Raw genomic sequence first — 26,609 nt, 5'->3', positions numbered from 1 at the left:
CGCCTTCCTCGTTGATCCAATAGACCAAACTCACCTTTCTCACGGTATTTTCGCATCCAACGCTTCATCCGACCCTGATCTTGGATTCCGAAATGATCGTTGATCTGCCGATACGTCCACTTTTCCTCTACGTGCAGGCGAATTGCCTCCACCTTGAGTTCCTCGGAATACGTCTTAAACTTTTGACCTTTAATAGCCATTAAAAATGCACCCCCTAGAAATTCATCGGTTAAACCAAGGGGTTTTTCCAATGTCTATTCTAAGGGGTGCACTTCATTGTTTCATAGGTGCGCTTTGTATTTTTGCCGAATGGTATTCAGGCAAATACGAATATTTACTTGCTTCATGTTGGTACTATGAGTTTAATTATCCCGTCGCAGGCACCACAGGTTGGACAACAGAGTCTTTTAATGAGACAGAAGTCAAGGGGCTGCTACGTCTGGGAGGAAGGGCTGACTACACTTGGCATGAGAAACCCGATTGTTCAATCGGGTTCTCAGTCATAAGAGAGCAGCTATCTCAAAATAAACCCGTAGGTTTTGTGTTCGATGCCTATTTTTGTCCGTGGTCAACAGTGTTTTGTCAGGAGCATGTATACCATTTTTTATTGGTTACGGGTATTAATTCCGAAGGTTATTTGAGGTGTGTTGACAATATTTCAGATATAGCTATGGAGTTATCTCCTGATTATTTTATTAACGGTTATAATCGGTATATTACCTTTAACTATTTGAATTCAGATCCTTCCCATAATCAGACGGTGAATATGGACGAGATAAAAGATGTATTGCTCTATTTGACGTCTCCCACATTTAAAGAAAGCCGTGCAGCCAACTTTGAGGACATGAGGCGCCTAGCAGTATTTTTGGAAAGTATAGATGTTCAGCAAGAGTTATTGTCATATTCGGTGCTTGAAGGGGCGCCTCTTCTGCGGATGTTTCGTTTTTTTGAGGGAGGAAGACTCCATTTTAGTGAGTTTATGTTGTGGATATATCAGGTGACATGTTGGAAATGGTGCCAATCATTTGCTGATGAAATGCTAGGTATTTCAAAAGAATGGGAATCTGCCAAAGGTATGCTAATCAAGGCTACATATGTGGAAAATCCCCTCCGCTACTTTGATAAAATTTCTAAAAAGATCATAGAGATAGCAGACCAAGAAGAGGAACTTTTTCGAAAGTTTTGTCGGCAAATTAAAGCAATAAACTATCTATAATAGGAGGCCACCGATATGAAAGTGCTTGCCTTAGACGATAGATCTCGCAGGAAAAAATACGAGGAAAAGGTTGATGCTGATCTCTTAAGTCTCTTTACTGGAGCGGAGGCGGTAAGTATTCCGACTTTACTTCACCGCAGTACACTGAAAAAGTGTGGATATTTCGAATCCTTTCCCAATCAATTGTTAGCCGTTGGTACCGTGCACGAGTCTTGTTACCAGCATGTGATCGATACAGATAATGTTGCACCTGAGGATTTAAATGTAGAGCTTATGTATCTTACACCCGCCGCGTGTTTAAATATCTATCCAATGATCAAAAAAAACACCCAAGCTAATCGAGTGCTTACAACTAAGACCCCTGTATATCGCAAAGAAAAGGATTATATTGAAGGATTACGTCAAACGGAGTTTACGGTTAGAGAATTTGTTTTCTTAGGTGAACCTGATTTTATAGCAGCCTCACTAGAGTCCGCAAGTGAAAAGGTATTGGCGTATGCCAGGCATTTATCACTGGAAGCCAGTCTTGCAGGGGCTGTTGATTTTTTTTATCCAACGAAAGAGAATATGCTTAAAGCCAGATTTCAGCAGCGGAATGCACAAAAACAGGAGCTACTCATCTCAATTGGTCAAGATAAGATTGCTTGTGCTTCATTTAATAATCATGGTTTGCACTTTAGCTCTTCCTTTGATTTTGATCGTGGTGGTTCTATTGCGACTGGATGTGTAGGTTTTGGACTTGAAAGATGGGCTACAGCTATGATGAACAACGATAAGGAGTAATAAAATCGGGCATCCAGTCGAAGAACTCTATGGAGCAGAATCGATCAGGATGCCCGAATTTGATTGTTAACTAACTGTTATGAGAATTATCGAAGCTCTATTAGCACCGTGCACACGCTTAGCTTATGGTTTGTTTACGTTAACATAGTTAGCTATGAGCTATGCAGAAAGATTACAGCTTGGATGGCCAGTTGCCATACCAGGCATACCCGCCTCTTCTTTCCTTGTCAATTTCGGTAAGATCATACTTGACTACCCCGTCACGGCCTACGAAAATCGGTTTGTTCGTTCCAATTTCATAGAAGCGTGCCCACAGTGCTGAAGCGCTGGAGTCTTTGATGAGCTTGCTATCCCCATTCTTACGCTCATAGCGGTAGCCTGTAATTTTGACTTCCTCAAACCAGGCTTCTGCAGCTTTGATGGAAGCTGAGATCTTGGAGTTGGAAGGTCTTGTCTTCAGGAACTTTACAATAGAAGTGCTCTCTCCAGCCGAGAGGGAAGGTACCTCATAGATTCGTGCACCTGCTGGTTTGAGTGTCTTGGAATCGTGTTGTTGTCCCCATGCTGTCAGCTTACCGTTCGCCACGACTTGCGAATTCAAGATCGCGTCTACGCCCTTGTCCACAGCAGCCTGGCTGCGAGAAGCCAAGGAACTGTCAATGAAGGAGAAGTCACCTTTACGGCTGCCCACCTCATCCAACAAGTACAGTACATTAATCATCGCGTCATCATTAAAGGTTATGTGCGTATGATAGCCTGAGCTTTTATAGACTTGCGGGAATCCCCCGTTGGAATACTGCATGTTGAGCAAAAAGTTAATGCCCTTGATCGCAGCATCTGAATAACGGGAATCCTTTGTTTTCTTGTACTCACTTGCAAGTCTTCTGATTTCTGAATAAGTAGCCTTGTTATCAATTGTCGATTTGGCCCATTCCCCGCTAGTCTCCGAATAATCCTTTTTCCATCCTCCATCAGCAAGCTGATTCTTTAGAATATCGGACATACTAGCAGTCGTCCCTGAAGCATCCGCAGCGGATACTGTACTGATTGGTTGGAACAACGTTACCCCACCAGCTACAGAAAATGCCATTGTGCATACCATAACGCCTGTAATGATCTTTTTCTTGTTCATAAACATTGTACACTCTCCCATTTCATCGTTTATTTATGTTTACTTGCCATTCATAATTACAATGTAAACCATATACTCCTTTCTTTAATATTTAATGGCTTTGTTTTCGTTTTACACCCAATATTTGTATTGGATAATGGAATTTTATGACATGGCAATTCTTTTGTCAATACATGAAATATTATGTAATAAAAAATAATAAATTGACGATTATTAATTAGTTCTTTAGTAGGATTTTCGTTCGTAGTTATGTAGGGTTTGTAGCTGGATTTAGATCTGGAACGAAGCAAAATTACTAGGAAAAGTCTCGGTTTTAGACGGGTTATCACAAACGAATTATGTCTTGTATTAAAAAGAGAGAGAAAGATTAATACCTAATCATATGGTCCTATATGAAAATGGGGTCAAACGAACGTGTTCAGATATGAGGAGTAGAACATGAAAGAGGAGTTGAAGGAATTCCAGAAAGATATATGAAAGAAAATGAAAAATAAAAATTCGAGATTATAGGATATATTTATAGATTAGCAAGGAATTGTTTAGACAGAACTTGGGGTCATAGCTTATTTTAAGCGTTGTTTGATATAAAAGGGGGAGTACGCATTGAATAAGCGTTTTATTGGAAGGTTGAGTTTACTGATTGGCTTAGCATGTGCATTGGTATTAAGCTTGTCTACGGCAACTTTATATGCCGCAGCAGTTGGGCAAGTCATATCTAGCCCGGAGAATGGATGGCAGCGATATGATGATAGGTACGTTAAATCTACCATGGCACGGGGGAAGGACAATGCCTATTATCAATCTACAGGGACCTCAACTAAAGAAGTAGGGAAAAACATTAAGTTTCAATTCTATGGAAGTAACATCAGGCTCTTAACTTATTCCAGTACAAAGGACCATGCTACTGAAGTTTCCGTGAAAATCGACGGTGTTCCTTATAAATACAGTGAAGCATATGACGCTAAAACACTGACTCTTGTGTTTGAGAAGACGGGACTTGAGAAAGGACTGCATGATGTTATCATCGAATCCGTTCAGTCAGGAAAGTTTACTTCTCTTGATGCCATTGATATTGATGATGATGGTTACATTGTTCCTATGAATACACCTGCTCAATTAAAGGCAGCCTCTGGGGATGCACAAGCCATTCTTAGTTGGAATGAGATCGAAGAAGCTACCGGCTACACCGTCTACTTTGGTACAGAAGCTGGCAAGTATACAGACGAAGTGTCCGTGACCAAGGACGCTTATGGTAATTATGTAATCCCAGGTCTTACCAATGGGACAACCTACTATTTTGTTGTAACAGCTACAGTAAACGGAGTTGAATCAGAGCGCTCCATGGAAGCCTCCACAACCCCACAGGCTGAAGTTGCAGGTGAGGCTGTACTGAATGTTACGATCGCAGAAGATACGGTGAAAGTCGGAGATGCATTTAAAGCGGCTATTTCTCTTGATCATGTCAGTGACATCTATGCAGAAGATTTCAAAATAAAGTACGATACAGAGCGGTTTGAATACATGGGGTTTGATGAAGTGGAGGGCTTCAAGGTCTACAACACGACAACGGATGAGAATGGCCATATCCGCTTCATCGTAGCTAGTCAAGGAGAGCAATACGGGATTACTGGAGAAAAGGTATTCTTGAATCTGAACTTCAAAGCTAAGGCCGTTGGATCTGGCGATGTGGATGCGTTGTACTGTCGGATAGCGAATACAACCATTGAATGGGATCTGGAGGGTGATGCATGCGGGAGTGATACGGTAACCGTAGAACTAGCTGATATTCAGGATGTTAACCATTCTGGCGAATACACACTGGTTGATCTTGCGATCGATGGGTATTATTTTGGACGTGCGGCTGCCGATACAGATACAATCAATCACAGCGCAGATCAAATCGTTGATGGGAACGTAAACGATGATGACCTGGTGTATATCGTAAATCAAATGCTGAGCAATACGAACTACGCGCCTAATCTTCTATAAAAAGTGACCAAAGCTCCGCTGGCTAATTGCCGACAGAGCTTTTTTTGTAACCCCTTGTTAGCGGTTGCTCTTTCTATAATAGCTGGGGGTGACTCCAGTTATTTTTTTGAACATCACATTAAAATTGGCGACATGCTCAAAGCCTGTACTTTCGGCTATTTGTGAGATGGGTGCCTTGCTCTCTCTAAGCAAACGTTTGGCCTCGCGCAAGCGAATAATCTGCAAATATTCTTTGAACTGAAAGCCTGTAATTTTCTTGAACGTACGACTTAAATAGGAGGGACTGATGTAGAAGAGCTTGGAGACCTCATGCAGCGTGATCTGACTATGGAAATTATCGCTCAGGTAGCCAGCCACTTCAGTCATCTTCTGATGCATGGGATGGGCGGTTATCGTTTGTTTCATGTTCTCCTTAACAGCATGTCGTCGCATGTGAACCAGTAATTCAATTAATAGGGCACGCACACAGGTCTCAACGGCTTCGTATCCCAGTTCACATTCACGTAGCATCTTTTGCAGCAGCTCTTCTACTCCGGCTTGCATATCAATGGGGAAATGAATCAAAGGACTAACAGCATTTTTTTGCAGTAGCGGAACCTGACATCTCGATAGCTCTGTCGTGATAAAGGATTCACTGAAGTTAATCAAAATACGCTCGCACTTTAATGCATCTGAGCTTGTGGTCCGATGGATATCATGAGGATGAAGCAGGATCAGCTCTCCCTTTTGGGCAGTGTATACGGTCTCGTTTACGAAGAACACTCGCTCCCCGTCCAGTAAGTAATAGATTTCATACGTTGAATGTGAATGTGATCTAGGCATGGACGCAGGTCCGGTCTGGTAGAGATACTGAATCGTGAATTCGTTCTCCGCAATCGCATATTTGGTTCCCAGAATCTCTGTCATATTCATACACCCTTTGCTCGATAGCAGATTTAAAAGGACAATCATAATAAATTATAAGGCTAAAATGGACATATAACCGAAAAAAATATAGTTTTTTTTGCACTATAATAATCTTATTGTCCTGATAAAAGATAGGGGTTGATGATGAAATGAGCACATTCCATAATCCGATTATTCCGGGGTGTTATGCTGATCCTTCGATATGCAGAGTCGGGGAGGACTATTATCTAATTACGTCATCCTTTGAATATTTTCCGGGGGTTCCCATCTTCCATAGTAAGGATCTAGTAAATTGGCGTCAGCTTGGGCATGTGCTGGACCGACCATCCCAGCTTGATCTGGATGGAACTCCTTGTTCTAAAGGGATTTATGCCGCAACGCTTCGCTATCATGATGGAATCTTTTATATGGTCACCACCTTCGTTGTAAGCGTAACCGGAGCGCGCAGGAATTTTTATGTGACAGCGAGTGACCCCTCCGGACCGTGGTCAGACCCCGTATGGCTTCCCGATGCACCGGGAATCGACTCATCGCTCTTTTTTGATGACGATGGAAAATGCTACATCATGGCAAACCGTCAGCCTCCTGGGGGGCAGCAATATCCCAAGCATATGGAGATCTGGATGCAGGAGCTCGATGTAAGCAAAGGTGAGCTGGTTGGAGAGAAGTATAGTCTCTGGGACGGTGCGTTGAAGTACGTTCATGCCCAGGAAGGGCCACATATGTATAAGATCGACGGCTATTATTATTTAATCATTGCTGAGGGGGGCACTGGACATACCCACTCGGTGACGGTGGCACGTAGTACAGATATAAAGGGGCCATATGAAGGCTGTAAGTCCAACCCGATTCTTACGCATCGTCATCTGGGCAATAAGCATCCCGTGACCAATGTAGGCCATGCGGACATTGTGCAGACGCAGGATGGAGAATGGTGGATGGTGTGTCTGGGATCGCGTCCCTATGGAGGCTATTACAGAAATCTGGGGCGTGAAACGTTCCTGGTGCCATTTGTCTGGGAGGAAGGCTGGCCTGTGGTTAATCCAGGAAAGGGCGTTGTTGAGCTGGAAATGCCGCGTCCTTCGCTTCCCGAGCACCGATGGCCGTCCCAGCCTGTCTGCGATCATTTTGACAGTGAGCAGCTGGGACTGACATGGAACTTTATCCGTACACCAAGAGGTGAGTTCTGGTCGTTAACAGAACGCCCGGGATACTTGAGGCTGAAGCTGAAGCCCGAAACGATGACGGAATTCGTCAATCCAAGCTTCGTTGGGCGACGTCAGCAGCATATTCAATTCTCCGCGCGGACCGTGCTTGAGTTTGCTCCGCAATCGGTTCATGAGGTGGCAGGTCTGGTCATCCTGCAGCACAATGACGCCCAATACCGTGCAGAGTATACTCGTAATGAGCAAGGGTGTATTGTACGGTTGGTTCGGCATTTTGAAGGAATGAGCACAACGCTCGCTGAGCAATTGGTCGGGTCCACTGAGTCGAACCATAAGCTGTATCTCAAGGTGGAAGCAAGGGGACAGGATTACAGCTTCTACTTTGCCACGCAAGCAGAGGTGTGGAATCCGCTATTGGAGCATGTTGATGGGACAATTCTGAGTGTTGATGTAGCAGGGGGATTCTCTGGAACGTATATCGGCTTGTTCGCAAGCAGCCAAGGGCAACCGAGTCAGAATCATGTCGATTTCGATTATTTTGAATATTCGCCACTGTATTAAGGTGTGTGGGCTTTATCGTAACAGAGTCTTGTGGCTTGAATTCAGAAAACTGTGCATTATAAATTCCCGATGATTATTCATCGGGAGTTTTTTTTAATCTTAGAGCTATTCAGATCTTAGTGCTATTTGGATCTTGGAGCTATTCAGATGTTTCAGATATTCCAATACCCCGACATTCGAATGTTACTTAGGCTGATGGAGTTAATGCTTCTTTTCGGTGACTGCGCCATTGAGAAATGAATACGCCAGCCAGCACTAGCATGGCTCCGATATATCCCTGCATGGTTAGTATCTCCCCGACAAAAAGAAAGGCGAACAGGGCCGCGAATACAGGCTCCATGGCATACATCAGACCGGTTTGCGTTGGAGCCAAATATTTTTGGGCTACAGGCTGGGCTATGAAGCCAAAGGCACTGCAAATCAGACTAAGGGCCAGAATGGCTATCCATCCGTTAGGTGTATGAGGCAGGGCAGGCGACTCGAAGATGAAGGAGAAGAGAAGCCCGTATGCCGCTGTGAACCCTAGTGAGACGATGCCGAGATTGATGGAATCGGTCTTTTTGACGGCAGCAGTTGTGACGAGGATGTACAAGGCATTGCAGATTCCCCCTGCGATGCACAGCACGTCGCCAGAATGTACACGTAAATCGCTATTAAGCGTAAGCAATCCAATTCCGATGATCGCTATAATTGCCCCCAATAGATGGTTTTCCGCAAGTCGTTTGCGATAGAAGAGGACATGGAGTAAGGGGACAAAAATCACCGTAAGACCGACCAAAAAGCCAGCATTGGAGGTGCTGGTTGTTTTTAGACCAAAGGTAATGAATGCGAACACGCCAAACAGAATCAGCCCTAACAAGGCGCCATACTTCACAGTCGTCTTGTCGATTCGCTTCAGACGCTTGAAGAATAAGGCGCCCGTAATCAGGAAAGCGATCCCGAAGCGAAGTGCAATGAGATTGAATTCCTCAATGGACCCCAGCCCCATTTTCATGAATAAATAGGATGATCCCCATCCCAGGGTAACAAGCAGAACTAGCATACTGGCCTTTTGTGCATTCATTGTTTTATACGCTTCCTTTGAGCTATGTAGTAGATGGGAGTAAATATGTATTTCAGACGTAGGTTTCTCTGAAATTCCTTCTCTAGTATACTCGGATTTCAATACAAGAATATTGAAGGTTTGTTATACTTAGCATGAGAAAAATTCATGGAAAAATAGCCCGAAGGTGGGTCGCTAATCCGCTTAGAGCATTGCATCATAATGTAGAGATGTAGAGATGTAGAGATGTAGAGATGTAGAGATGTAGAGATGTAGAGATGTAGAGATGTAGAGATGTAGAGATGATGTAGATGAGGTGTAATGTGAGTATTCATAAATATACGATCCTTATGAAGGTCGTAGAGTTGGGTAGTCTGACCAAAGCGGCTGATGTGTTGGGCTTTACCCAGTCAGGGGTGAGCCATGCCATTAGCAGTCTGGAGGAGGAGTTGGGTTTTACACTGCTGCTTCGCGGAAGGTCGGGAGTAAGACTGACCTCCAACGGAGAGCAGCTACTTAAGCCCATAAGGGAAATGCTCAATTGGAATGAGCAATTGAAGCAGGTAGCCGCCTCCATTCACGGACTGGAGACAGGTACGGTTCGCATTGGCACCTTTACCAGTGTGTCCGTCCATTGGCTACCTCAAATGATCAAGGAATTCCAGAAACAATATCCCCGCGTGGAATTCAAGCTGATGGAGGGCGATTACGAGGAGATTGAGAACTGGATTGCTGAGGGTCAGGTGGATTGCGGATTTATCACGATTCCCTCTCGCGAAGCCTTCGACGTGTATCCGCTACGAAAGGAACGGATGCTAGCCATCGTGTCCATGGAGCATCCGCTTGGTCATCTCCCTTATTTTCCTTTGGCTCAGGTGGAGTCGGAGTCGTTTATTGTCCCAAGGGAGGGCTCGGATTATGATGTCCGCCGGATTATGGAGAAGGCCTCGCTCAAGCCCAACATCATGTTCTCTTCCAAAGATGACTATGCCATTATCGCTATGGTGGAGAATGGTCTGGGTGTAAGTATACTGCCGGAGCTTGTCCTGCAGGGACGTGCCCAGCATGTGCACTGTATGGAACTGGACGTGCCCAGCTATCGCTTTTTGGGCATAGCCGTTCATACGATGAAGGATGCCTCACCAGCTACCAGGCATTTTGTCAGACACGTTCAGCAGTGGCTGGAGACAACGGATACGCCGTAGAGAACGGTAGGATTGGTGCTAGGAAACGATCAGAAAATAGAAAACCAGAAGCTAAAGGAGTGCCACAACATGAATTACCAAGAATCGTTGGAACAATATATAGAGGCTACGAATTCACATGATTTTGCGAATGTTCAAAAGGTGCTGCATCAAGATGCGATATACTGGTTCACGGATCAGACTTGTACGACGGTGGCCCAGATTCAGCAATATTTTGAAGCCGCATGGGACACGATTAAAGAAGAGGTCTATACTGCAAAGGATGTACAATGGATCGCAACAGATGAGAATGTGGCAACATGTGTGTATACATATCACTACCATGGACTGCACAATGGCAAGCGAGTGTCAGGGAGCGGTAGGGCGACGAATGTCTTCATAAAGGATCACACGAATGAATGGAAGCTGATTCATGAGCATCTGAGTAGTCTTTAAGTACCGATATTATTGAGCATTGAGCATACTGGTGAGGGGCCGCACAGATAACTGGTGGCCCTCTCTTCTGTCATTTTTAAACTACAATAACGTATTCAAGCAGGAAGAAGGGACCCAGCCCAGCTCCCCTTTCTCTGTCTTGCAGTAGGTCCAGGCATTCAAATGCTTCAGCCCAAGCAACACTTCTCCTTCGAGCACGGTAAGCTCATGAGCAGAGTAGTCCTGAAGAACCTTTGCAATGCCAGAGTCATCGGGTGTCGTTAGCATTTGCTTGGGCACCCATCCTTCTTTGTCAGTCAGAAGAGATTTGCAAAATATCCAATTCGGGTATTCTGTATCCTCTGCTCCGTATAGCACTTCTTGTTGTGCCTGCAGGATGATCGGGTCGGGGTAGGTCGATTCGTGGCTCTTAATTACTATATAACGATGCAAAGTTGCGCCTCTCCTTTCATCTATGGGGCTGTGTTACTGAAGAGAATATATCATGTTAGATCCCTGTTAAAAAAGGGGAGATTGTGAAGCGGCCTAAACCCAAACTATCTTATGGTATAATGTCCGTATTTAGCCGGAGGTGATGACTTCTTGAAAGCATATCATTATAATGCAGAACCAGCTTACCGTGCGGACCCGGATATACATTTGCAGTACTGGGGAAGGGAGGAGTGTGTGCCTGGACATGCTGTAGGTCCCTTGGTGCGCGATGTCTACAAGATTCATTTTATACACAAAGGTTCTGGGAGGGTTCAGGTTGGGGAGCATACCTATACATTGGGCGCTGGAGAGGCCTTTCTCATATATCCAGATGTCTTGACTTACTATGTAGCAGATCAGAACACACCTTGGGTGTATTCGTGGATCGGATTTCATGGGGAGCAGGTCAATTCTGTGTTGAACCGTACTCGACTTACTCCAGAGCAGCCTGTATTTCCGATGGATCTGAGATTCATGCCAGGAATGTATGATTTGCTAACAGAAGCTTCCACTCAGGAGACAGGGTCTGATCTACAGCTTCAAGCTTTAATGTATGGATTTTTGTCAGTTCTTGTGGAGACGGTTCCTTACACAGCTGAACGAATCTCCATCCCCAGAAAACAAGACGTATACATCGTGGAGGGGATTGAGTTCATTCATGCCCATTTTCATGAAGCCATCTCCATTCAGGACATCGCCGCATATCTGGGGCTGGACCGCAAGTATTTCTCTACGATCTTCAGAGAAGCTGTTGGTGTCCCCCCGCAGCAATATCTGCTGCAATTTCGAATGGATAAAGCGTGTGAGTTGCTGAGGAAAAAGCAGTATTCAGTTGGAGAGGTGGCCAGATCTGTAGGGTATCAGGACGCATTATTATTCTCCAGAATGTTCAAAAAAGTCAAAGGCACTGCTCCAAAGCATTATTATTAGTGTCTTGGCCGTATCGAATGTGCCTATAGAGTCGCGCATACGCTAACCGTTACTCCTCCAGATCATTCGTGCTATAAACGACATTATTCCATAAACAACACCCTTGCTGATATAGGAAATATTCGTCATAATCGTTAAAATGACCTTAGTTCACAAGGGAGGGATTCAGGATGATATACCAAGCAAATGATAGCAGATATGACACTATGATATATAACCGCTCTGGTGCAAGCGGGCTGAAGCTACCAGCCATCTCACTTGGGCTGTGGCATAACTTCGGGGGACATGATTCGTTTGAAAATGGGCGAACTATGGTTCGTAGAGCCTTCGATCTAGGAATTACCCATTTTGATCTGGCGAATAATTATGGGCCACCGCCAGGCTCAGCAGAAGAGACCTTTGGTCGATTGCTTAAGACCGATCTGTCTGCTTACCGGGACGAGCTTATCGTCTCCACGAAGGCTGGTTATTATATGTGGCCTGGTCCTTATGGGGAATGGGGCTCTCGGAAGAACCTGATCGCAAGTCTGGATCAAAGTCTGAAGCGGCTGCAGCTTGATTATGTTGATATTTTCTATCACCATCGCCCGGATCCGGATACTCCGCTGGAAGAGACTATGAATGCGCTCGCGCAAATTGTTAGCCAAGGTAAGGCCCTCTATGTCGGTCTATCCAACTACAGTCCTGAGGCGACTCGTGAGGCCTCGCGCATATTGAGGAGTCTGCGGACGCCTTGTCTGATTCATCAGCCTAGATATTCTATGCTGTCCCGAGGTGCCGAGGATGGATTGCTGGATGTTCTGGAAGAGGAGAAGATCGGTTCAATCGTATTCTCTCCATTAGAAAAAGGTATCTTGACGGATCGCTATCTGAACGGAATTGCTCAAGATTCGCGTGCGGCGGGATCAAGTCCGTTCTTGAAGCCAGAGGATCTTAATGAGCAGCTCATGGGTAAGGTCAAAAAATTAACGGAGCTTGCTGAGCAGCGTGGCCAAAAGCTCTCGCAGATGGCACTAGCTTGGGTACTGCGGGGCGGACGCGTGACCTCCGCGCTCATTGGAGCAAGCAGAGTCAGTCAGATCGAGGATGCGGTCGGTGCGTTGTCGGCTCTTGAGTTCACCGAAGAGGAGCTAGCGGTCATTGATGCTATTTTGGCGTAAGTAGTCAAGGGAATTAGTTCTTTTTAAGTGCACAGACTAGGTGCAACTAGCCTTGGTTCAGATATGTGAACTAAGGCTAGTTTATGTTGGTAAGTAGATCGGGAATAGAACATCTTGCAGGAGAGAGAGCTGTATTACCGAGTAGTTAACGATCTGTTAGCGATGTAGGCCCATCCATCAAGGCCTACAGCTCGCTCTAAATTGCTCTGGTGTCATATGAACGACTTTCCTGAAGCACTGAATGAAATAGCTGCTCTGTGAGAAGCCAGAAGCAAAGGCGATGTCCTTAATTGTCTTATTCGTTGAGACCAGTAGCTGCTTCGCATGCAGAATTCGGGACTCAAGTACATATGCCGTGACTGTCTTACCCATGAACTGGTGGAACTTGCGGCTAAAGTAGGGGACACTATATCCCGTGAATTCGGCTAGGTCAGCAACCGATAACGATTGAGTACAATGGGACCGAATATAGTCGGCAGCGGCGTAAATATTAGGAATGGCCGGATCTCGTGGAAATGAGAGCGGCGATGCGCCTTTTATAATGTGCAACAACAGCTCATAGAGTACGACAGAGGCACGGATCTCCTGATCAAGGTCAAATGCTCTGCCTAGCTGCAGTAGCTCCTCCATCCGTTGGTTCACCGCCGAGATATCCTCCAGCTCGAACAGCCACACTTCCCCAAGCCCCCGTGCCCCCAACAGTGCTTCCATACCATGCGTGGCAAAGTGAATCCAACGTATATTCCAAGGATCATGAGGTGCTGCCTCGTAGTACTGCGAAAGACCAGGTCCGTACAAGAATCCGGTTCCTGCACCAAGCTCGAAGCGTGTGCCGGACCAGGTCACATAGCCGCTTCCATCAAGAATAAAGTGAAGATTGTACAGCTGATTCAGCTTCAGGTCATTCGTCTGGGGCGACCGCTGAACGGCATGCGTCGGATCGTCCTTGTACCCGCCAATAAAGTCTGGATAACAGATGTAATGCTGCATGGAAGGGGGGGGAAAGAATAAATGCTCCCTCATGATGTGTACCTCGCAATGAGAAATTATTGTTATGGAACCAATCTATTATATCATTCTGTCTGGTATATACTGCGCTTTGAAGCACAAAAAAATGATATCAAGTCAAAAACTCATTATATACGCTTACAAGGAATCATTCTAAAATGGTAGCATCAGGAGAACGGAGGGAATGTTCGTGACTAAATCCATTCAATTAGATGCTTTGCAATTAGGAGTCTGCTACTATCCGGAGCATTGGTCCGAAGCGCTGTGGGAGGATGACTTTCAGCGAATGAGGAGCATGAATATTTCATATATTCGCATTGCTGAATTTGCCTGGTCCATTTTGGAGCCGGAGGAGGGCCGGTTTCAATTTGAGCTCTTCGACAAGGTTCTGGACTTGGCCCATCAGTACGAATTGAAAGTCATTATGGGTACACCAACAGCAACACCACCAGCTTGGCTGACACACAGGTATCCAGAAGTGCTAAATGCAACGTCTGAGGGTGTGCCTTATCAGCACGGTATGCGCCGTCACTATAATTACAGCAGTACGAAATATCGGGAGCTGTGCGCGCGAATTACCCGTGAGATGGCTAACCATTATAAGGCTCATCCGGCCATTGTAGGCTGGCAGATCGACAATGAGTTCAACTGTGAAATAAATGTGTTCTATTCTGAAGCAGACCATGTGGCTTTTCGAGCTTGGGTGAAGGAGAAATATGGAACGCTGGAGGCCCTTAATCATGCCTGGGGAACCGTCGTATGGAGTCAGACCTATAGCGATTGGGAGCAAGTATATTTGCCGCGTAAAACGACGGCTGACTCGCCTAACCCACATCATACGCTGGATGAGAAGCGGTTTATTTCCCATAATGCGATTACATTTGCTCAGATCCAGGCAGATATCATTCGGGAGCTCGCCCCGCAGCACTGGATTACGACCAATGGTATGTTTGGACATCTGGACAGTCATGCACTGACCGAGTCCATGCTGGATTTCTTCTCTTATGATTCCTATCCTCAATTCTCTACGATCTTCCCGGGGCAGGAGGATAAGCCACTACTTGACCGGAAATGGAGCCTGAATCTAAGCGCTGTGCGTGACATATCGGGTAATTTCTGCATTATGGAGCAGCAGGCTGGTCCTGGGGGATGGGTGAACCGGATTGATATGCCGTCCCCTCGACCTGGTCAATTACGGCTATGGACATATCAGTCGGTATTGCATGGAGCTGATCTTGTCCTGTACTTCCGCTGGCGTACAGCGACCGTAGGGACAGAAATCTACTGGCATGGTCTGAATGACTACCACAACAGGCCTAACCGTCGCGTCTTGGAGGCTACCCAAGTAGGGCAAGAATTCGGAGTGATCGGCTACGAGCTTGCAGGTACGAAATATATGGCTGATGTAGCGATTTTGCGGGATTATGATAATGAGTGGGACGGAGAATTCGATGTCTGGCATGGTCCTCTTACAGCCCGTAGTGTCAACGCCTGGTACAAGCAGCTCCAGTACCGGCATATTCCGGTAGATGTGGTCTATTTACGGGATCAAGACCTGACTGCATTACAGAAATATAGACTGCTGATCTATCCGCATGCGGCGATTATGACCGATGAGGCGGCGGAGCTATTGGAGAAGTATGTAGCGGGGGGAGGTACAGTCATCTTCGGTGCCCGAACCGGGTACAAAAATAAGCATGGTCATGCTCGTATGCAGCCGCTCCCGGGACCTGTAGCTGCATTGTGCGGAATATCCGTGAGTGATTTTACACTCATTAAAGGCACGGTGCAGCCTCCGGTATTGAAATGGGAGGGCGATGGCCCTTCCCGGGATACCGTTGCCGATGCCTTTAATGACATTTTGCAGCTAGAAGATCCAAACGTAGAGGTCGTGGCTTCCTATGCTTCAGATTACTATGCAGGTAGTCCGGCTATGACAAAGCGCATACATGGGCGTGGAGCAGCTTGGTATTACGGAGCGGCATTTAACGAAGCTGTTGTGGATACGCTGATAGATAGGCTGGAGCTGACCTCGCCGGTGGAACAATGGCTTGAGGTGCCTGAGCAAGTGGAGATAGGCATTCGCGAAGGGAAGGATGCGCGCTACGTATTTCTCCTCAATTACGGGTCTGATTCCGCAGAAGTTGTACTACATGAGCCTCGCAGGGAGCTACTCACTGGAGAGAAGATTAGTGGACGGGCGCACCTTCCAGCCTATGGCGCGATGATCATGGAGTGGCCCTGTGTGATAGAATAATTAAGATAGGCTAGACCTTGAAGCACGGGGGAGTAAGACGATGAATAAAACCGAAAGACAGCTTGCTATCACACTAGAGTTGCAGCGGAGTAAAATGCTGAGAGCAGAGGATCTGGCGGCTCAATTCGAGACAAGCGTCCGGACGATCTACCGTGATATTCAAGCATTAAGTGAGGCGGGGGTTCCGATATTTGGGACTACGGGACAGGGGTATTCTTTGCTGGAAGGCTATTTTTTACCCCCGATCGGTTTTACGACAGAAGAGGCTGTTGCTCTGCTCATGGGTACGGATTTCATGGATCAGAGGCTGGATGCCGATTTTGCAAGTGTAGCTCAATCCGTACGACGTAAAATTGAAGCGGTATTGCCTGAGCCCGTACGAGTGGAATCAAGACGCGTACGTGAGACAATGCGGCTCATTCATGTTGATGAGCCAGTAACTGGTCGGAAGGAAAAGGATTATCTAACCATAGCTCGGTATGCGATTATGAATAGGCGTAAACTAAGCTTCGGGTATGTAAAGAAACGGTCTGAAGCAGACGGGAATCGGAAAAGCTGGCGAAAGGTTGATCCTTACGGGTTAGCGCTTGTTCGGGGACATTGGATGTTGATTGCACATTGTAATTTTAGGCAGGAGCTTCGCCATTTCCGATTGTCCCGAATGACGGAGTTGACCTTGCTGGAGGAAGGCTTCGCGTTCCCGACAGGGTTCGATCTGAATCATTACCGTCCGCCGGATGATCGTCATGTAATCGTAGTGGTAAGAGTGAATCGGAGCGTGATCGACAAGATCTTAGAATCAGGAAGCTTCTACATGGAAGCACTGGTGGAGGAGAAGGATGAGATTCGGGTCACTTTTCGAGTCAGACAGGCTGAAGAGCTGCTCCCTTATATCCTGACCCTGGGAGGGGATATCGAGGTGCTGGAGCCGAAGTCCTTCCGTGAGCGCGTACGACAAGAGATCGAGAAAATGTTTAAGCACTACTGACACAGTGTTGTCAGTAGTGTTTTTTTATATTCGGGTAACACAAATAGATAGAATTTCTGAAATCATGGGAAGAACAGTGGAAGTGCTGGCAGCATGTAAAGAAGTCCAATGCAGATGATCGTACCCGCCTCAGGTACATCTAGAATAACTGCATAATGATTTAGCATCATAGTAAGTTGTGGCGGTATTGTGACCATTTTTGCTCGATGATGTTCAACCTGCACCCCTGATGATTACACGTGCTCCGCCATGAAAGTTGTACCTTAATAAGCGGTAATTAATAAGTGTGAAAAATAAAATTTATCACTATGAAAAAATAAAACTTAACATGTCGTGTAAATAATTCTTGCCGACTGGCGGATATTTCAAGTAATATGTTGAATTAAATAAATTAATTGATTCATAGGTCTGTTTTTGTATTTCAACGCGGTAACGCTTTGCAGAGTTCTTGAGCTTCATTCCTTCCAAGAGATCCTGCAAGCTACTGACTATTTTAAATGATAAAGGTGGATGAACAACAATGGCCGAAGCATCAGCTAAGCAGTATATTCAGAGTGTATATGAAACCGTAGTGAAACGAAATCCTCATGAATACGAGTTTCATCAAGCCATCAAAGAGATTCTTGAATCGCTTGTTCCTGTCATTGCCAAGCATCCAAAATACATACAGCACGGTATTCTGGAAAGAATCGTAGAGCCGGAACGAATGATCACATTCCGCGTACCCTGGGTCGATGATCAAGGAGTTGTACAAGTGAACCGTGGCTTCCGTGTCCAGTTCAATAGCGTGCTCGGACCTTATAAGGGCGGTCTTCGTTTTCATCCTTCTGTGAATGCCAGCATCATTAAATTCCTTGGCTTCGAGCAGATCTTCAAGAATTCACTGACTGGCCAGCCGATCGGTGGAGGGAAGGGTGGATCGGACTTTGATCCAAAAGGTAAATCGGACGGAGAAATTATGCGGTTCACCCAAAGCTTCATGACGGAGCTGTACAAATATATCGGACCAGATGCCGATGTACCTGCCGGAGATATCGGTGTCGGCGCTCGCGAGATCGGGTATATGTTCGGACAATATAAACGAATTCGCGGCGGCAACGAAGCGGGTGTCCTGACAGGCAAAGGAATCGGGTATGGCGGTAGCTTGGCCCGTACAGAAGCAACAGGCTACGGTACGGTCTACTTCGTAAACGAGATGCTGCAAAGCAAAGGACTTCAGTTCGAGGGAAGTACAGTTGTCATTTCCGGATCAGGCAATGTGTCGCTATATGCGATCCAGAAAGCAACGCAGCTGGGAGCCAAAGTCGTGGCATGTAGTGATTCAAACGGATATGTCTACGACCCGGACGGTATTAAATTTGAGACCGTCAAGCGCCTGAAGGAAGTGGAACGTAAACGGATCAGCGAATATGTGGTGGAGCATCCAAACGCAGTGTATACAGAGGGCTGTGAGCAAATTTGGTCTATCCCGTGTGATATTGCACTCCCATGTGCCACGCAGAATGAGATTAACGAGGATTCAGCTAACTTGCTGGTATCTAACGGGGTCAAGGCGATTGGAGAAGGAGCCAATATGCCTTCTACTCTCGAAGCTATCGATATCTTCCTTCAAGCTGGCGTGCTATTCGGACCTGCCAAGGCTGCAAATGCCGGTGGTGTTGCTGTATCGGCTCTCGAAATGGCACAAAACAGCATGAGATACTCCTGGAGCTTTGAAGAGGTGGACACGAAGCTTCATGAAATTATGAAGAATATTTATGCTTCGGCTGTCCAGGCGGCGGATGAATATGGTCATCCTGGCAATCTGGTCGTAGGAGCCAATATTGCTGGCTTCACGAAGGTGGCAGATGCCATGATCGCACAAGGTGTCATCTAATTCATCGAATTGCAATAAGCGGCAGTGAATCGGTTGTAGATTCAACTGCCGTTTTTTTGCACCTGGACCGATGATCAGGAGGGTCTGTCATCTGGATGAGGATAGGTTAATTATACTGCTCTAGTGTAGATGTCAGGATTAGGCCTAGTGTTGGTGCAGCTTCACTTGAACGTGTGACTGTAGATAGCCATGCTCTATGAGCAGCTCTTGTGTAGCCTGCCATAGCTTTTTCTGCAATTTGACATTACCCCCAGGTTCCGCTGGCTTAATAGATTTTCCGCTTCCAACATTGAAATATCCACCTGTGACGCTGGAGAATTCCGGATCCATAATCAGGCGTGTGATGATTGCGGCCCCCTTTTGCGGGTTACCGAGTCGAAGGAATCTCAGAATCTGTTCGATTATACCCGCATATTTGAGCTCACGACCAAGCCCCGTAACATTAAATCCGGGGTTGAGTGCATTCACATGAATTCCAGTTCCGGTCCATTGCCGAGCCAGTTCCGCAGTGAACATGATATTTAACAATTTGGTCTTGCCATAGATAGCAGATGAGCCTCGGGCTGTAAACGGAGTGGTGTCCGTTAAGTCGTCGGGCAGGGTCAGCACGCCATGGCGACGAGAAGCTTCGGAAGCGACATTGACGACCCTGGCTGTGCCCGTTTTTTGCAAGGAAGGTCTTAGCAGATGCGTTAACAGCCATGGGGCCAAATAATTCACGGCCATCATCTCGGGAAGCCCCTCGGAGGTGATGCGAGGTTCAAAGGCATGAATGCCAGCGTTATTTAATAACACGTCGATTCTAGGGTGAGCATTGGCGATCTCATTTCCTACGCGAACTACGTCACGCATGACCGATAAATCCCCGTAGAACACATCTACCTGTGCTGAAGGAGCATGCTCATAGATTCGTTTTCGAGTGGCAGCTGCACGTTCCATGCTTCTTGCCGTCAGGATGAGATTATAGCCGCACATGGCTAGCTGAACGGCAACCAGCTCTCCAAGACCACTCGTTGCGCCTGTAATGACAGCTATTGGCTTATTACTCATACTCATGCTCCTTTGTGTGATACAATTTTAATAAATATGGAAAGAAGAGATTGAAGAATCAGCAACAGAAGCAAGACTTTAAAGTAATATAATTGACATATATCCACTATATTAATTTGATTGATATATGTCAACTATACTTCTGGTGTTACTTTACGAAGGAAAGGTGAACGAGGATGGAGGAGGAGCAATCTTTCCCTGTGTCGAGAGCTCAATTGGAATTGGATCTGGGTAAACAGCTGAATGCGCTGATTAGTGCTTCTCATGCACTCCATGTGGAAGCTGCCGCCCGGTTTGACTCTTCTTTGCAGCCAGCTGCCTTCCACATTGTACGTTGGCTCTATTCCTACGGGCCGACCAATGCGGCAGCCTTAGCAGAAGCAATTGCTATGGATCGGAGTTCAGTCAGTAGGCTTGTCAAGCGACTAGAGGCTTTGGGGTATGTTAAAAAAGAGGCGTCGTCTGAGGACGGCAGGGGAGTTATTCTATCCCTAACAGATGTCGGACAGCAAAATATGATTCGTGCCTCCCAAGAAAAGGAGTCCATTTTCTACGAAAGAATTACAAATTGGACGAATACCGATTTGCAAGCTTTTATCGAAATGCTGAGGCGTTTGAACGGGTTGGAGCTCTAGACATACCATTGCTCCTTCTATCGGAGTTTGCGAAAGGCGTATATGACATGCGGAGGACGTATCCGACAGTATGAAGAGACAGGCTTCTGATTCATTCAGAGGCCTGTCTTTTATGTTATTCATATAAATCCTTCTCGGAAATTGGCCCTACTTTGGATGGATCAATAGTAGCTGGACCTGTATATGATCTAGGTCGGTACTGGAGTGGAGACAGGCCCGTCCAACGCTTGAATTGTCTGCTGAAATGACTCTGGGAGGCGAAGCCCAGCTGCTCCGCAATGTTCTGAATTTTTAAGTCGGAGTAGACAAGCAGGTGCTTGGCTTGTTGAAGTCTTTTACTCGTCATATACTGCCTTGGAGAGATCTTATATACCTTGGAGAACAGCTTGTGGCACTGTACCCGACTTAGACAGAGCTCCTCCGCCATTGACTGTATCGAAAGACTTGGTGAATGCAGATTGTTCATCATATATTGCTCAATCCAATGTGCTGTCTCCACCTCGTAGAGGGAATGCTTCTGTTGGATGGACTGTGCAGGTAACGATGTCTGCTGGAGCTGTGCAGCCATAATCTCACTTAGAATCATGAGGATGGTGGAGTGAAGACGCAGTCTCTCTTTCATCAGCAAGAAGCCCTCAATCTTCTCCGGATAGTGGGTGGATGCTGCTGTCGTCATCAGAATGCTATTCTTGATGAATTCATCTAGATGCTCAAGCTGGTGACTGAACTCGGGACGTGGAGGCTGTTCATGATTCCATGCTTGCAGAGGCTGAGCCTGGAACCACCGACGACACTCCAGGTCATCGATGTCAAAATGAATGGAGAGATAAACATAGGGTCCTGCATTGGAGCTAACGACATGATGGCGAAGACCAGGTGGAATTACCAGCCAATCTCCTTTGCTAAATGGAATCGAGCATTGATCAATATATTGAATGGCGCTGCCATCATAGCAATACAGAAGCTCAAAAATTTTGTGGTGATGATCGGGATAAGTCCAGCCGGGCTCGGTTACCCGAAAATGAAAGCCAATAAGATGAAGGGTGCTCATCATGTCTGGAAAGGCAACCTTGTAAGTCAAAGCTTTAGCCTCCCTCTAGGTTTGGAGTTCCAATATACTTCCATAATTATACATACTATGCGACAGATACGATAGCAATTAGTATTACAAATGGTCAAAAAATAGAGAGAAACTATCATTGGAATCGCTTACATAAAAAGTCATAATGGAGGAAGCGCGCGTAAGAACTATCAAGCGGTATCGCAATATACGTAAGGAGAAGGGAGAATTGAGATGAAAGGATTCTGGACCATGCTGCTTTCCTTATCACTGCTTCTAACTACGATGCTGACTTCTGGTTATGGCAAGCTAGTAGCTGCTCCCAATGAGCCAATAGAGGAGGGAAATCATGCTATCGTTGCTGATTCGTATCGGTTCAATTTCGCTAGCCAGACCAAGCCTGGTTACCAGTCTGTAGTGTATGATGCACACATAGGTGCCCCTTTATATAACGCCTCAGTAGGCTACGGATTTGTCGAGCACACCAGTGCCCTCCCACCACGAGAGGTACATACAGATACGATTACCTCCGATGGAACAGGCTTTTTCATCACTGAGCCTGAATTCTATGCGGAACCAAAATTCGAGAAAGACAACTATAACAACTATGGTATGACTTTTCGAATTGCGGCTCCTCCAGGTGCTTATAACGTATATGTGAGGACTACCTCAGACACGGCGGATACTACAATATCGATCTCAGGCATGCAGGCGAGTCGTCTGCTGTCTGGTGGACATTGGGATGCTGCCAAGCTTGTACCCAAGCAATTCAAGGCCGAGGCACGAGGGAGGGATTGGACCTTTGCCTATGTCAATGGACGAGAATATCTGGATGTTGAAATTGAGCCGAATCGCGTTGGCACGAAAGTAGGCATTGAAGAGATTGTTCTGGAGCCTATTGCAGCGCAGGAGGGGGCTGCAGGGACTCTTCCGACCATTTTTACCCTTGGGGATTCGACGGTCAAGTCCTATACCTTCGACGAGGCACCGATGAGCGGCTGGGGCCAGGTGTTCGATACCATGTTTGATCTGGACAAGGTGAAAGTCATTAATTATTCCATGGGTGGTCGTTCGTTCAAAAATGCATACACGGAGGGGCGCTTGAATGATATTCTGCTGAGCGGCAGGATTGGCGACCATGTGCTGATCCAGTTCGGACATAATGATGAGAGCACGGATGAATTCAGGCGCTATGGGCGAGGCTCTACAGAGGCGATGTATGAGACCTATATCAAAGAGGTCTACCTTCCAGCAATTCGCTCAAGAGGTATGGTTCCTGTGCTGATTACTCCGGTATCCAGAGTAAAAGGTGATGCAGCCCAGGATTACGTGTACAGCAATTCCTTCACGAATCGTAAGTTTCCGGATATTCTGAAGCGTATTGCAGCCGAAGAGAGCATCACGCTCATTGATCTGAACACCGAGAGTGTGCAATATTACAACGAAATTGGCGTCAAAGCTACGACAGCAATCTTCATGTCTATTGAAGCCGGAGAGACGCCTGGCAAGACAAATGACGGAAGCTATGCCAATGGGCATCCATCCAAGAAGATTGACGGTACGCATTACAAGGAGGCGCTTTCTAAGCAATTGGCGCGGATGGTTGTGACTGATCTGGTGAAGCAGGCACAGGCAGGCAATTCCGTCGCTGCCGATATTTCATCTCATCTGAAAGATCATGTGAAGCTGGCGGTTACGACAACAGACTGGACAGAGATTTTCCCGGAGATGGCCAAGGATACCACCACCGGTGAGGGGGCTTATTACCGGAATCAGATTGAGAAATTGCTACAGTTAGGAGTCATGAACAAGGACCATCAGGGTAACTTTAACCCGCGAGCGATGATCAGCGTGGAGGAGTTTGCGGATAGTCTTACCCGACTCATGAATTTGGATCGTTCAGTATTGGCCGGATATAGCAATGGGGAGTTATCTCGCGAGCTGATGGGAGCAATGCTGTATGATGCATACCAGTCCAGGTTCATCGACAAGCCAAGGTTCATGACGGACTTTAACGGCTCGACAGTGGTGCCTGGGGACCCGGATTATGATCCGAATCTGGATTCAGGAGCGCGGGGAGCCATGTATTATCCACTGGTGTCCTGGCAGCAGTTGACGGATACGGAGAATACTCAGCCGCACCTGTTAGCCAAGCTGAAGGGAGCCTATGATCTGGGGCTAATTCGCTCGGAGAAGGGGATTACGAGAGGTCAGATGACCAATGGTACGGAGTTAGAGCCAAGGCTCGGGGTAACCCGCGCGCAAGCTGCCAAAGCACTGTATTTTATGTGGGTTCTTAGACAGGACATCACGGCGGAGAATGATACTTCTTCTCTGATTCCCTAGGTAGCCCTCCTTGCTCAGTAACAGCTATTCATTCCTATTCCCTATGAAATGGCGGAACCACCTATGAAACACCTTATATACTAATTTATTAACAAATGGTTTATAAATCGTTTTCTTTTACCGATATAGGAACTAGGAGTGTTCCATTTTTTAACTGGGGGTAAGAGGATGAATACGCTTGAAGCTTTGGTCCATAGCATGCCATTTGTAAGTCAGATGTTTCGTGATGATGTCTCGATATCCATCAATGATCATGAGAAGGTGCTGTATTTTTTGGAGGCCCAGTCGCTTGATATCGGAGTGAAGGTGGGCGACGAGCTGCACAGTGACTATAAGAATTTCAAGATGCTGACGAATCGTGACTCTAGAACCGTCGTGCGGATGCCAGGTGATCTTAAAGGTAGACCCTTCGATGCCATTCTTATCCCAATTAAGGAGAACGAGCAGGTCGTTGGAATACTGGGTGTCAACTATTCATTGGATAGTCATCATACGCTGGAATCACTCATTTCGGAGACCGAGACAATTATCGGTTCGCTGTTAGGCGGGATTCAGCAGGTAGCTGCCCACTCGCAGGAGCTATCCGCCACCTCGGAGGAGATGCTGCGCAATTCCAAGCTAGCCGTCCAGAACTCAGCAGGTGTCACCAAGGTGACTGGTGTGATTCGTGAGGTCTCGGAGCAGACCAATCTGCTTGGGCTGAATGCGATGATCGAAGCGGCGCGTGTTGGTGACCTGGGAAGTGGCTTTGGCGTTGTCGCAGGTGAGGTGCGGAAGCTATCCGATCACACCAAGCAAGCGGCTGCGAGCATTGAAGAATCGCTCGTCAATGTGCAGGCCTCAATGAAGCATATGGAGGTCGAGATCAGTCAGATTACAGCAGCGACTCAGGATCAGGCGATACTGGTTAATGAATTTGTGAATAGTATCGAGCAGCTCAATCAGACGAGCAAGAAATTGAAGGAGTTTGTACAGCAAATGCTTGCTCTGAAGTAGGTAGAAGTGGTTCTGATAGTATCCAACAGCTCTATTCGCGATACGCGAGTAGGGCTTTTTTTAATATGGGATATGTGACATTGAAATAACTGGACTACATCATGTAAAAAAGACCCTGAGTCCAGAACACGAATTCTGGGCTCAGGGCTGAGGCTATGGGTAAGGAGCTGCACCGCATACTTCGCACATTACTTAACGCTTGCGTTCACTTTCGCGGTGCTGCTTCATTTTCTCCACTAGCTGTGGCAGGGTGAGTGTCTTGCTCTGACTCATATATGTCCGGATCTCAGTAGTGGAGTTGTCCTGGGTAAGCGAGCTACCCCAAGTCATGGAATATACCCATTTCGGTTGATTTTTGAGTACTTCTGGACTAGGAAGCCCACCATTCTCACCGATGGCGATCGGTTTGCCCCCTGCGAGTGCAAGCAGCTCCTGATAGTAGGATTGCTTGAAATCATGCTCATAGATATCGGCCGCCAGTATATCGACCTTCGCCGTACCAGGAAAGAACGCCTCGTAGTCCAGAGAATAGGCATTCGGAGCATTAGGATTCCATACCCATAATAGATTGTCCAACTGGTGAACGTTGACGAAGCGATCATACATTATGCCCCAGAGGGCCTCAAAATTATCCTTCTCCCCCCACCAGAACCAGCCTCCATTCATCTCATGATAGGGCCTCCACAAGACAGGTACATCTGCATTCTTGAGTGTCTTCAAGGAGGCGGCGACCTGATCCAGATCGCGGATTAGCCGCTGGTATTGAGGGGTTCCGGGAGTCACATAAGCATTGAATTCAGCTTGGCTAATCTTGCGCTGCACATTCTTCCAAGTAGGTGCCGTACCTGGCAGAGGCTGATGATAGGTCATCACCACAATACCGCCCGAACGGCTCCACTGGATAGCTGAATGGATGACACTTTTTCGCTGGGAAGCAGCTACTGTCGGGCTTTGATTGGAGATTGCACCAAGCTCATATCCATGCAAGCCAGGCATTGAGCCGCTGATTTTCCTAAGACGATTTTTTTGCTCGTCTGGGCTTTCCAGATAATCATGCTGGCCTGTAATCAGGTATTCACCTGATATATCGGACAGGAAAGCTAATAGTTGCCGAGAGCTGTCCGAGGCGTTCGGATTGATGGGTTTGAGGGCCGCTTCAGCACTAGAAGTGGAGTCCTGGGAGCCGGTGAACAATAGCAGGCACAGGAAAGTGAGTGTAAATGCTTTTACGAGCATCAGCGATTGTCTTGAAGTATTTTTCACAAGCATCAGCGTCCTTTCTTCATAACCTGGCGGTTATTTTCTGGATGTAGCATCATGTACTCTGAACCGATTTTTGCTCCAAGCCCGTAGCGAAGTCAATATTACTACTGTATTCAAGATAGATTAACGTCATG

23 protein-coding genes are annotated in these 26,609 nt (G+C 46.5%); 14 read left to right on the top strand and 9 right to left on the bottom strand.

Annotated elements, in window-relative coordinates:
• Positions 1-200: helix-turn-helix domain-containing protein (locus D328_RS0126170; protein WP_018888010.1), on the bottom strand; the 200-nt coding region annotated here is incomplete at its 3' end.
• Positions 201-250: 50 nt separating this feature from the next.
• Here D328_RS0126170 and D328_RS0126165 point away from each other — a divergent pair.
• Positions 251-1,216, top strand: coding sequence for a hypothetical protein (locus tag D328_RS0126165; RefSeq protein WP_018888009.1), 966 nt, complete (start codon positions 251-253; stop codon positions 1,214-1,216).
• A 15-nt stretch (positions 1,217-1,231) separates the two neighbouring features.
• Entirely contained in the window at positions 1,232-1,999 is a 768-nt protein-coding gene (locus D328_RS0126160; RefSeq protein WP_018888008.1) for a class-II aminoacyl-tRNA synthetase family protein, read from the top strand.
• A gap of 172 nt (positions 2,000-2,171) precedes the next feature.
• Here the strand turns inward: D328_RS0126160 and pelA are convergent, their stop codons facing one another.
• Positions 2,172-3,131, bottom strand: coding sequence for a pectate lyase (pelA, locus tag D328_RS0126155; protein WP_197031765.1), 960 nt, complete (start codon positions 3,129-3,131; stop codon positions 2,172-2,174).
• A 603-nt stretch (positions 3,132-3,734) separates the two neighbouring features.
• Between pelA and D328_RS30505 the strand changes: the two genes are divergently transcribed.
• Entirely contained in the window at positions 3,735-5,120 is a 1,386-nt protein-coding gene (locus D328_RS30505; RefSeq protein ID WP_018888006.1) for a cohesin domain-containing protein, read from the top strand.
• A gap of 57 nt (positions 5,121-5,177) precedes the next feature.
• Here D328_RS30505 and D328_RS0126145 read toward each other — a convergent pair whose 3' ends face one another.
• On the bottom strand, positions 5,178-6,026 hold the full coding sequence (locus tag D328_RS0126145; protein WP_018888005.1) for a helix-turn-helix domain-containing protein: 849 nt from the start codon (positions 6,024-6,026) through the stop codon (positions 5,178-5,180).
• 149 nt (positions 6,027-6,175) lie between these two features.
• On the opposite strand from D328_RS0126145, the gene D328_RS0126140 reads away from it, so the two are divergent.
• Positions 6,176-7,753, top strand: coding sequence for a glycoside hydrolase family 43 protein (locus D328_RS0126140; protein WP_018888004.1), 1,578 nt, complete (start codon positions 6,176-6,178; stop codon positions 7,751-7,753).
• A 187-nt stretch (positions 7,754-7,940) separates the two neighbouring features.
• Here the strand turns inward: D328_RS0126140 and D328_RS0126135 are convergent, their stop codons facing one another.
• Entirely contained in the window at positions 7,941-8,816 is an 876-nt protein-coding gene (locus D328_RS0126135; protein WP_018888003.1) for a DMT family transporter, read from the bottom strand.
• A 302-nt stretch (positions 8,817-9,118) separates the two neighbouring features.
• On the opposite strand from D328_RS0126135, the gene D328_RS0126130 reads away from it, so the two are divergent.
• Together D328_RS0126130 and D328_RS0126125 are read left to right on the top strand one after the other, a co-directional pair.
• The gene (locus D328_RS0126130; protein ID WP_018888002.1) at positions 9,119-10,000 is read left to right on the top strand and encodes a LysR family transcriptional regulator; all 882 of its coding nucleotides are present in this window, start codon (positions 9,119-9,121) and stop codon (positions 9,998-10,000) included.
• Positions 10,001-10,069: 69 nt separating this feature from the next.
• Entirely contained in the window at positions 10,070-10,435 is a 366-nt protein-coding gene (locus tag D328_RS0126125; protein ID WP_018888001.1) for a YybH family protein, read from the top strand.
• Positions 10,436-10,516: 81 nt separating this feature from the next.
• Here D328_RS0126125 and D328_RS0126120 read toward each other — a convergent pair whose 3' ends face one another.
• Positions 10,517-10,867, bottom strand: coding sequence for an SH3 domain-containing protein (locus tag D328_RS0126120; RefSeq protein ID WP_018888000.1), 351 nt, complete (start codon positions 10,865-10,867; stop codon positions 10,517-10,519).
• Positions 10,868-11,017: 150 nt separating this feature from the next.
• Here D328_RS0126120 and D328_RS0126115 point away from each other — a divergent pair, with 150 nt between their 5' ends.
• Together D328_RS0126115 and D328_RS0126110 are read left to right on the top strand one after the other, a co-directional pair.
• Entirely contained in the window at positions 11,018-11,836 is an 819-nt protein-coding gene (locus tag D328_RS0126115) for an AraC family transcriptional regulator (protein WP_018887999.1), read from the top strand.
• 170 nt (positions 11,837-12,006) lie between these two features.
• On the top strand, positions 12,007-12,996 hold the full coding sequence (locus tag D328_RS0126110; RefSeq protein WP_018887998.1) for an aldo/keto reductase: 990 nt from the start codon (positions 12,007-12,009) through the stop codon (positions 12,994-12,996).
• 177 nt (positions 12,997-13,173) lie between these two features.
• Here the strand turns inward: D328_RS0126110 and D328_RS0126105 are convergent, their stop codons facing one another.
• A complete protein-coding gene (locus D328_RS0126105) occupies positions 13,174-14,019 on the bottom strand; it encodes a helix-turn-helix transcriptional regulator (RefSeq protein ID WP_025680323.1) in 846 nt (281 codons plus the stop codon).
• Between the two features lie 169 nt (positions 14,020-14,188).
• Between D328_RS0126105 and D328_RS0126100 the strand changes: the two genes are divergently transcribed.
• From D328_RS0126100 to gdhA, 3 genes are all read left to right on the top strand, one after another.
• Positions 14,189-16,261, top strand: a complete 2,073-nt coding sequence (locus tag D328_RS0126100) for a beta-galactosidase (RefSeq protein ID WP_018887996.1) — start codon at positions 14,189-14,191, stop codon at positions 16,259-16,261.
• Between the two features lie 40 nt (positions 16,262-16,301).
• Entirely contained in the window at positions 16,302-17,249 is a 948-nt protein-coding gene (locus tag D328_RS0126095; RefSeq protein ID WP_018887995.1) for a helix-turn-helix transcriptional regulator, read from the top strand.
• 520 nt (positions 17,250-17,769) lie between these two features.
• A complete protein-coding gene (gene gdhA / locus D328_RS0126090) occupies positions 17,770-19,125 on the top strand; it encodes an NADP-specific glutamate dehydrogenase (RefSeq protein ID WP_018887994.1) in 1,356 nt (451 codons plus the stop codon).
• A 144-nt stretch (positions 19,126-19,269) separates the two neighbouring features.
• Here gdhA and D328_RS0126085 read toward each other — a convergent pair whose 3' ends face one another.
• Positions 19,270-20,175 (bottom strand): SDR family NAD(P)-dependent oxidoreductase, encoded by a 906-nt coding sequence (locus D328_RS0126085; protein ID WP_018887993.1) that lies wholly within the window; start codon positions 20,173-20,175, stop codon positions 19,270-19,272.
• Positions 20,176-20,351: 176 nt separating this feature from the next.
• Here D328_RS0126085 and D328_RS0126080 point away from each other — a divergent pair, with 176 nt between their 5' ends.
• A complete protein-coding gene (locus D328_RS0126080; RefSeq protein ID WP_018887992.1) occupies positions 20,352-20,810 on the top strand; it encodes a MarR family winged helix-turn-helix transcriptional regulator in 459 nt (152 codons plus the stop codon).
• Positions 20,811-20,925: 115 nt separating this feature from the next.
• Here D328_RS0126080 and D328_RS0126075 read toward each other — a convergent pair whose 3' ends face one another.
• Complete coding sequence (locus D328_RS0126075) at positions 20,926-21,891, bottom strand: AraC family transcriptional regulator (RefSeq protein WP_018887991.1); 966 nt, start codon at positions 21,889-21,891, stop codon at positions 20,926-20,928.
• 213 nt (positions 21,892-22,104) lie between these two features.
• Between D328_RS0126075 and D328_RS0126070 the strand changes: the two genes are divergently transcribed.
• Both D328_RS0126070 and D328_RS0126065 read left to right on the top strand, forming a co-directional pair.
• A complete protein-coding gene (locus tag D328_RS0126070) occupies positions 22,105-24,216 on the top strand; it encodes a GDSL-type esterase/lipase family protein (RefSeq protein ID WP_018887990.1) in 2,112 nt (703 codons plus the stop codon).
• A 168-nt stretch (positions 24,217-24,384) separates the two neighbouring features.
• Entirely contained in the window at positions 24,385-25,212 is an 828-nt protein-coding gene (locus D328_RS0126065; protein WP_018887989.1) for a methyl-accepting chemotaxis protein, read from the top strand.
• Between the two features lie 192 nt (positions 25,213-25,404).
• Here the strand turns inward: D328_RS0126065 and D328_RS0126060 are convergent, their stop codons facing one another.
• Complete coding sequence (locus tag D328_RS0126060) at positions 25,405-26,481, bottom strand: glycosyl hydrolase (protein ID WP_018887988.1); 1,077 nt, start codon at positions 26,479-26,481, stop codon at positions 25,405-25,407.
• Positions 26,482-26,609 lie beyond the last annotated feature (128 nt).

Source organism: Paenibacillus massiliensis 2301065 = DSM 16942 (genome assembly GCF_000377505.1).
Classification (GTDB): Bacteria; Bacillota; Bacilli; order Paenibacillales; family Paenibacillaceae; genus Paenibacillus; species Paenibacillus massiliensis.
Note: the sequence above shows the minus strand (reverse complement) of the source record. Positions and strands in the feature narration are given on the sequence as shown.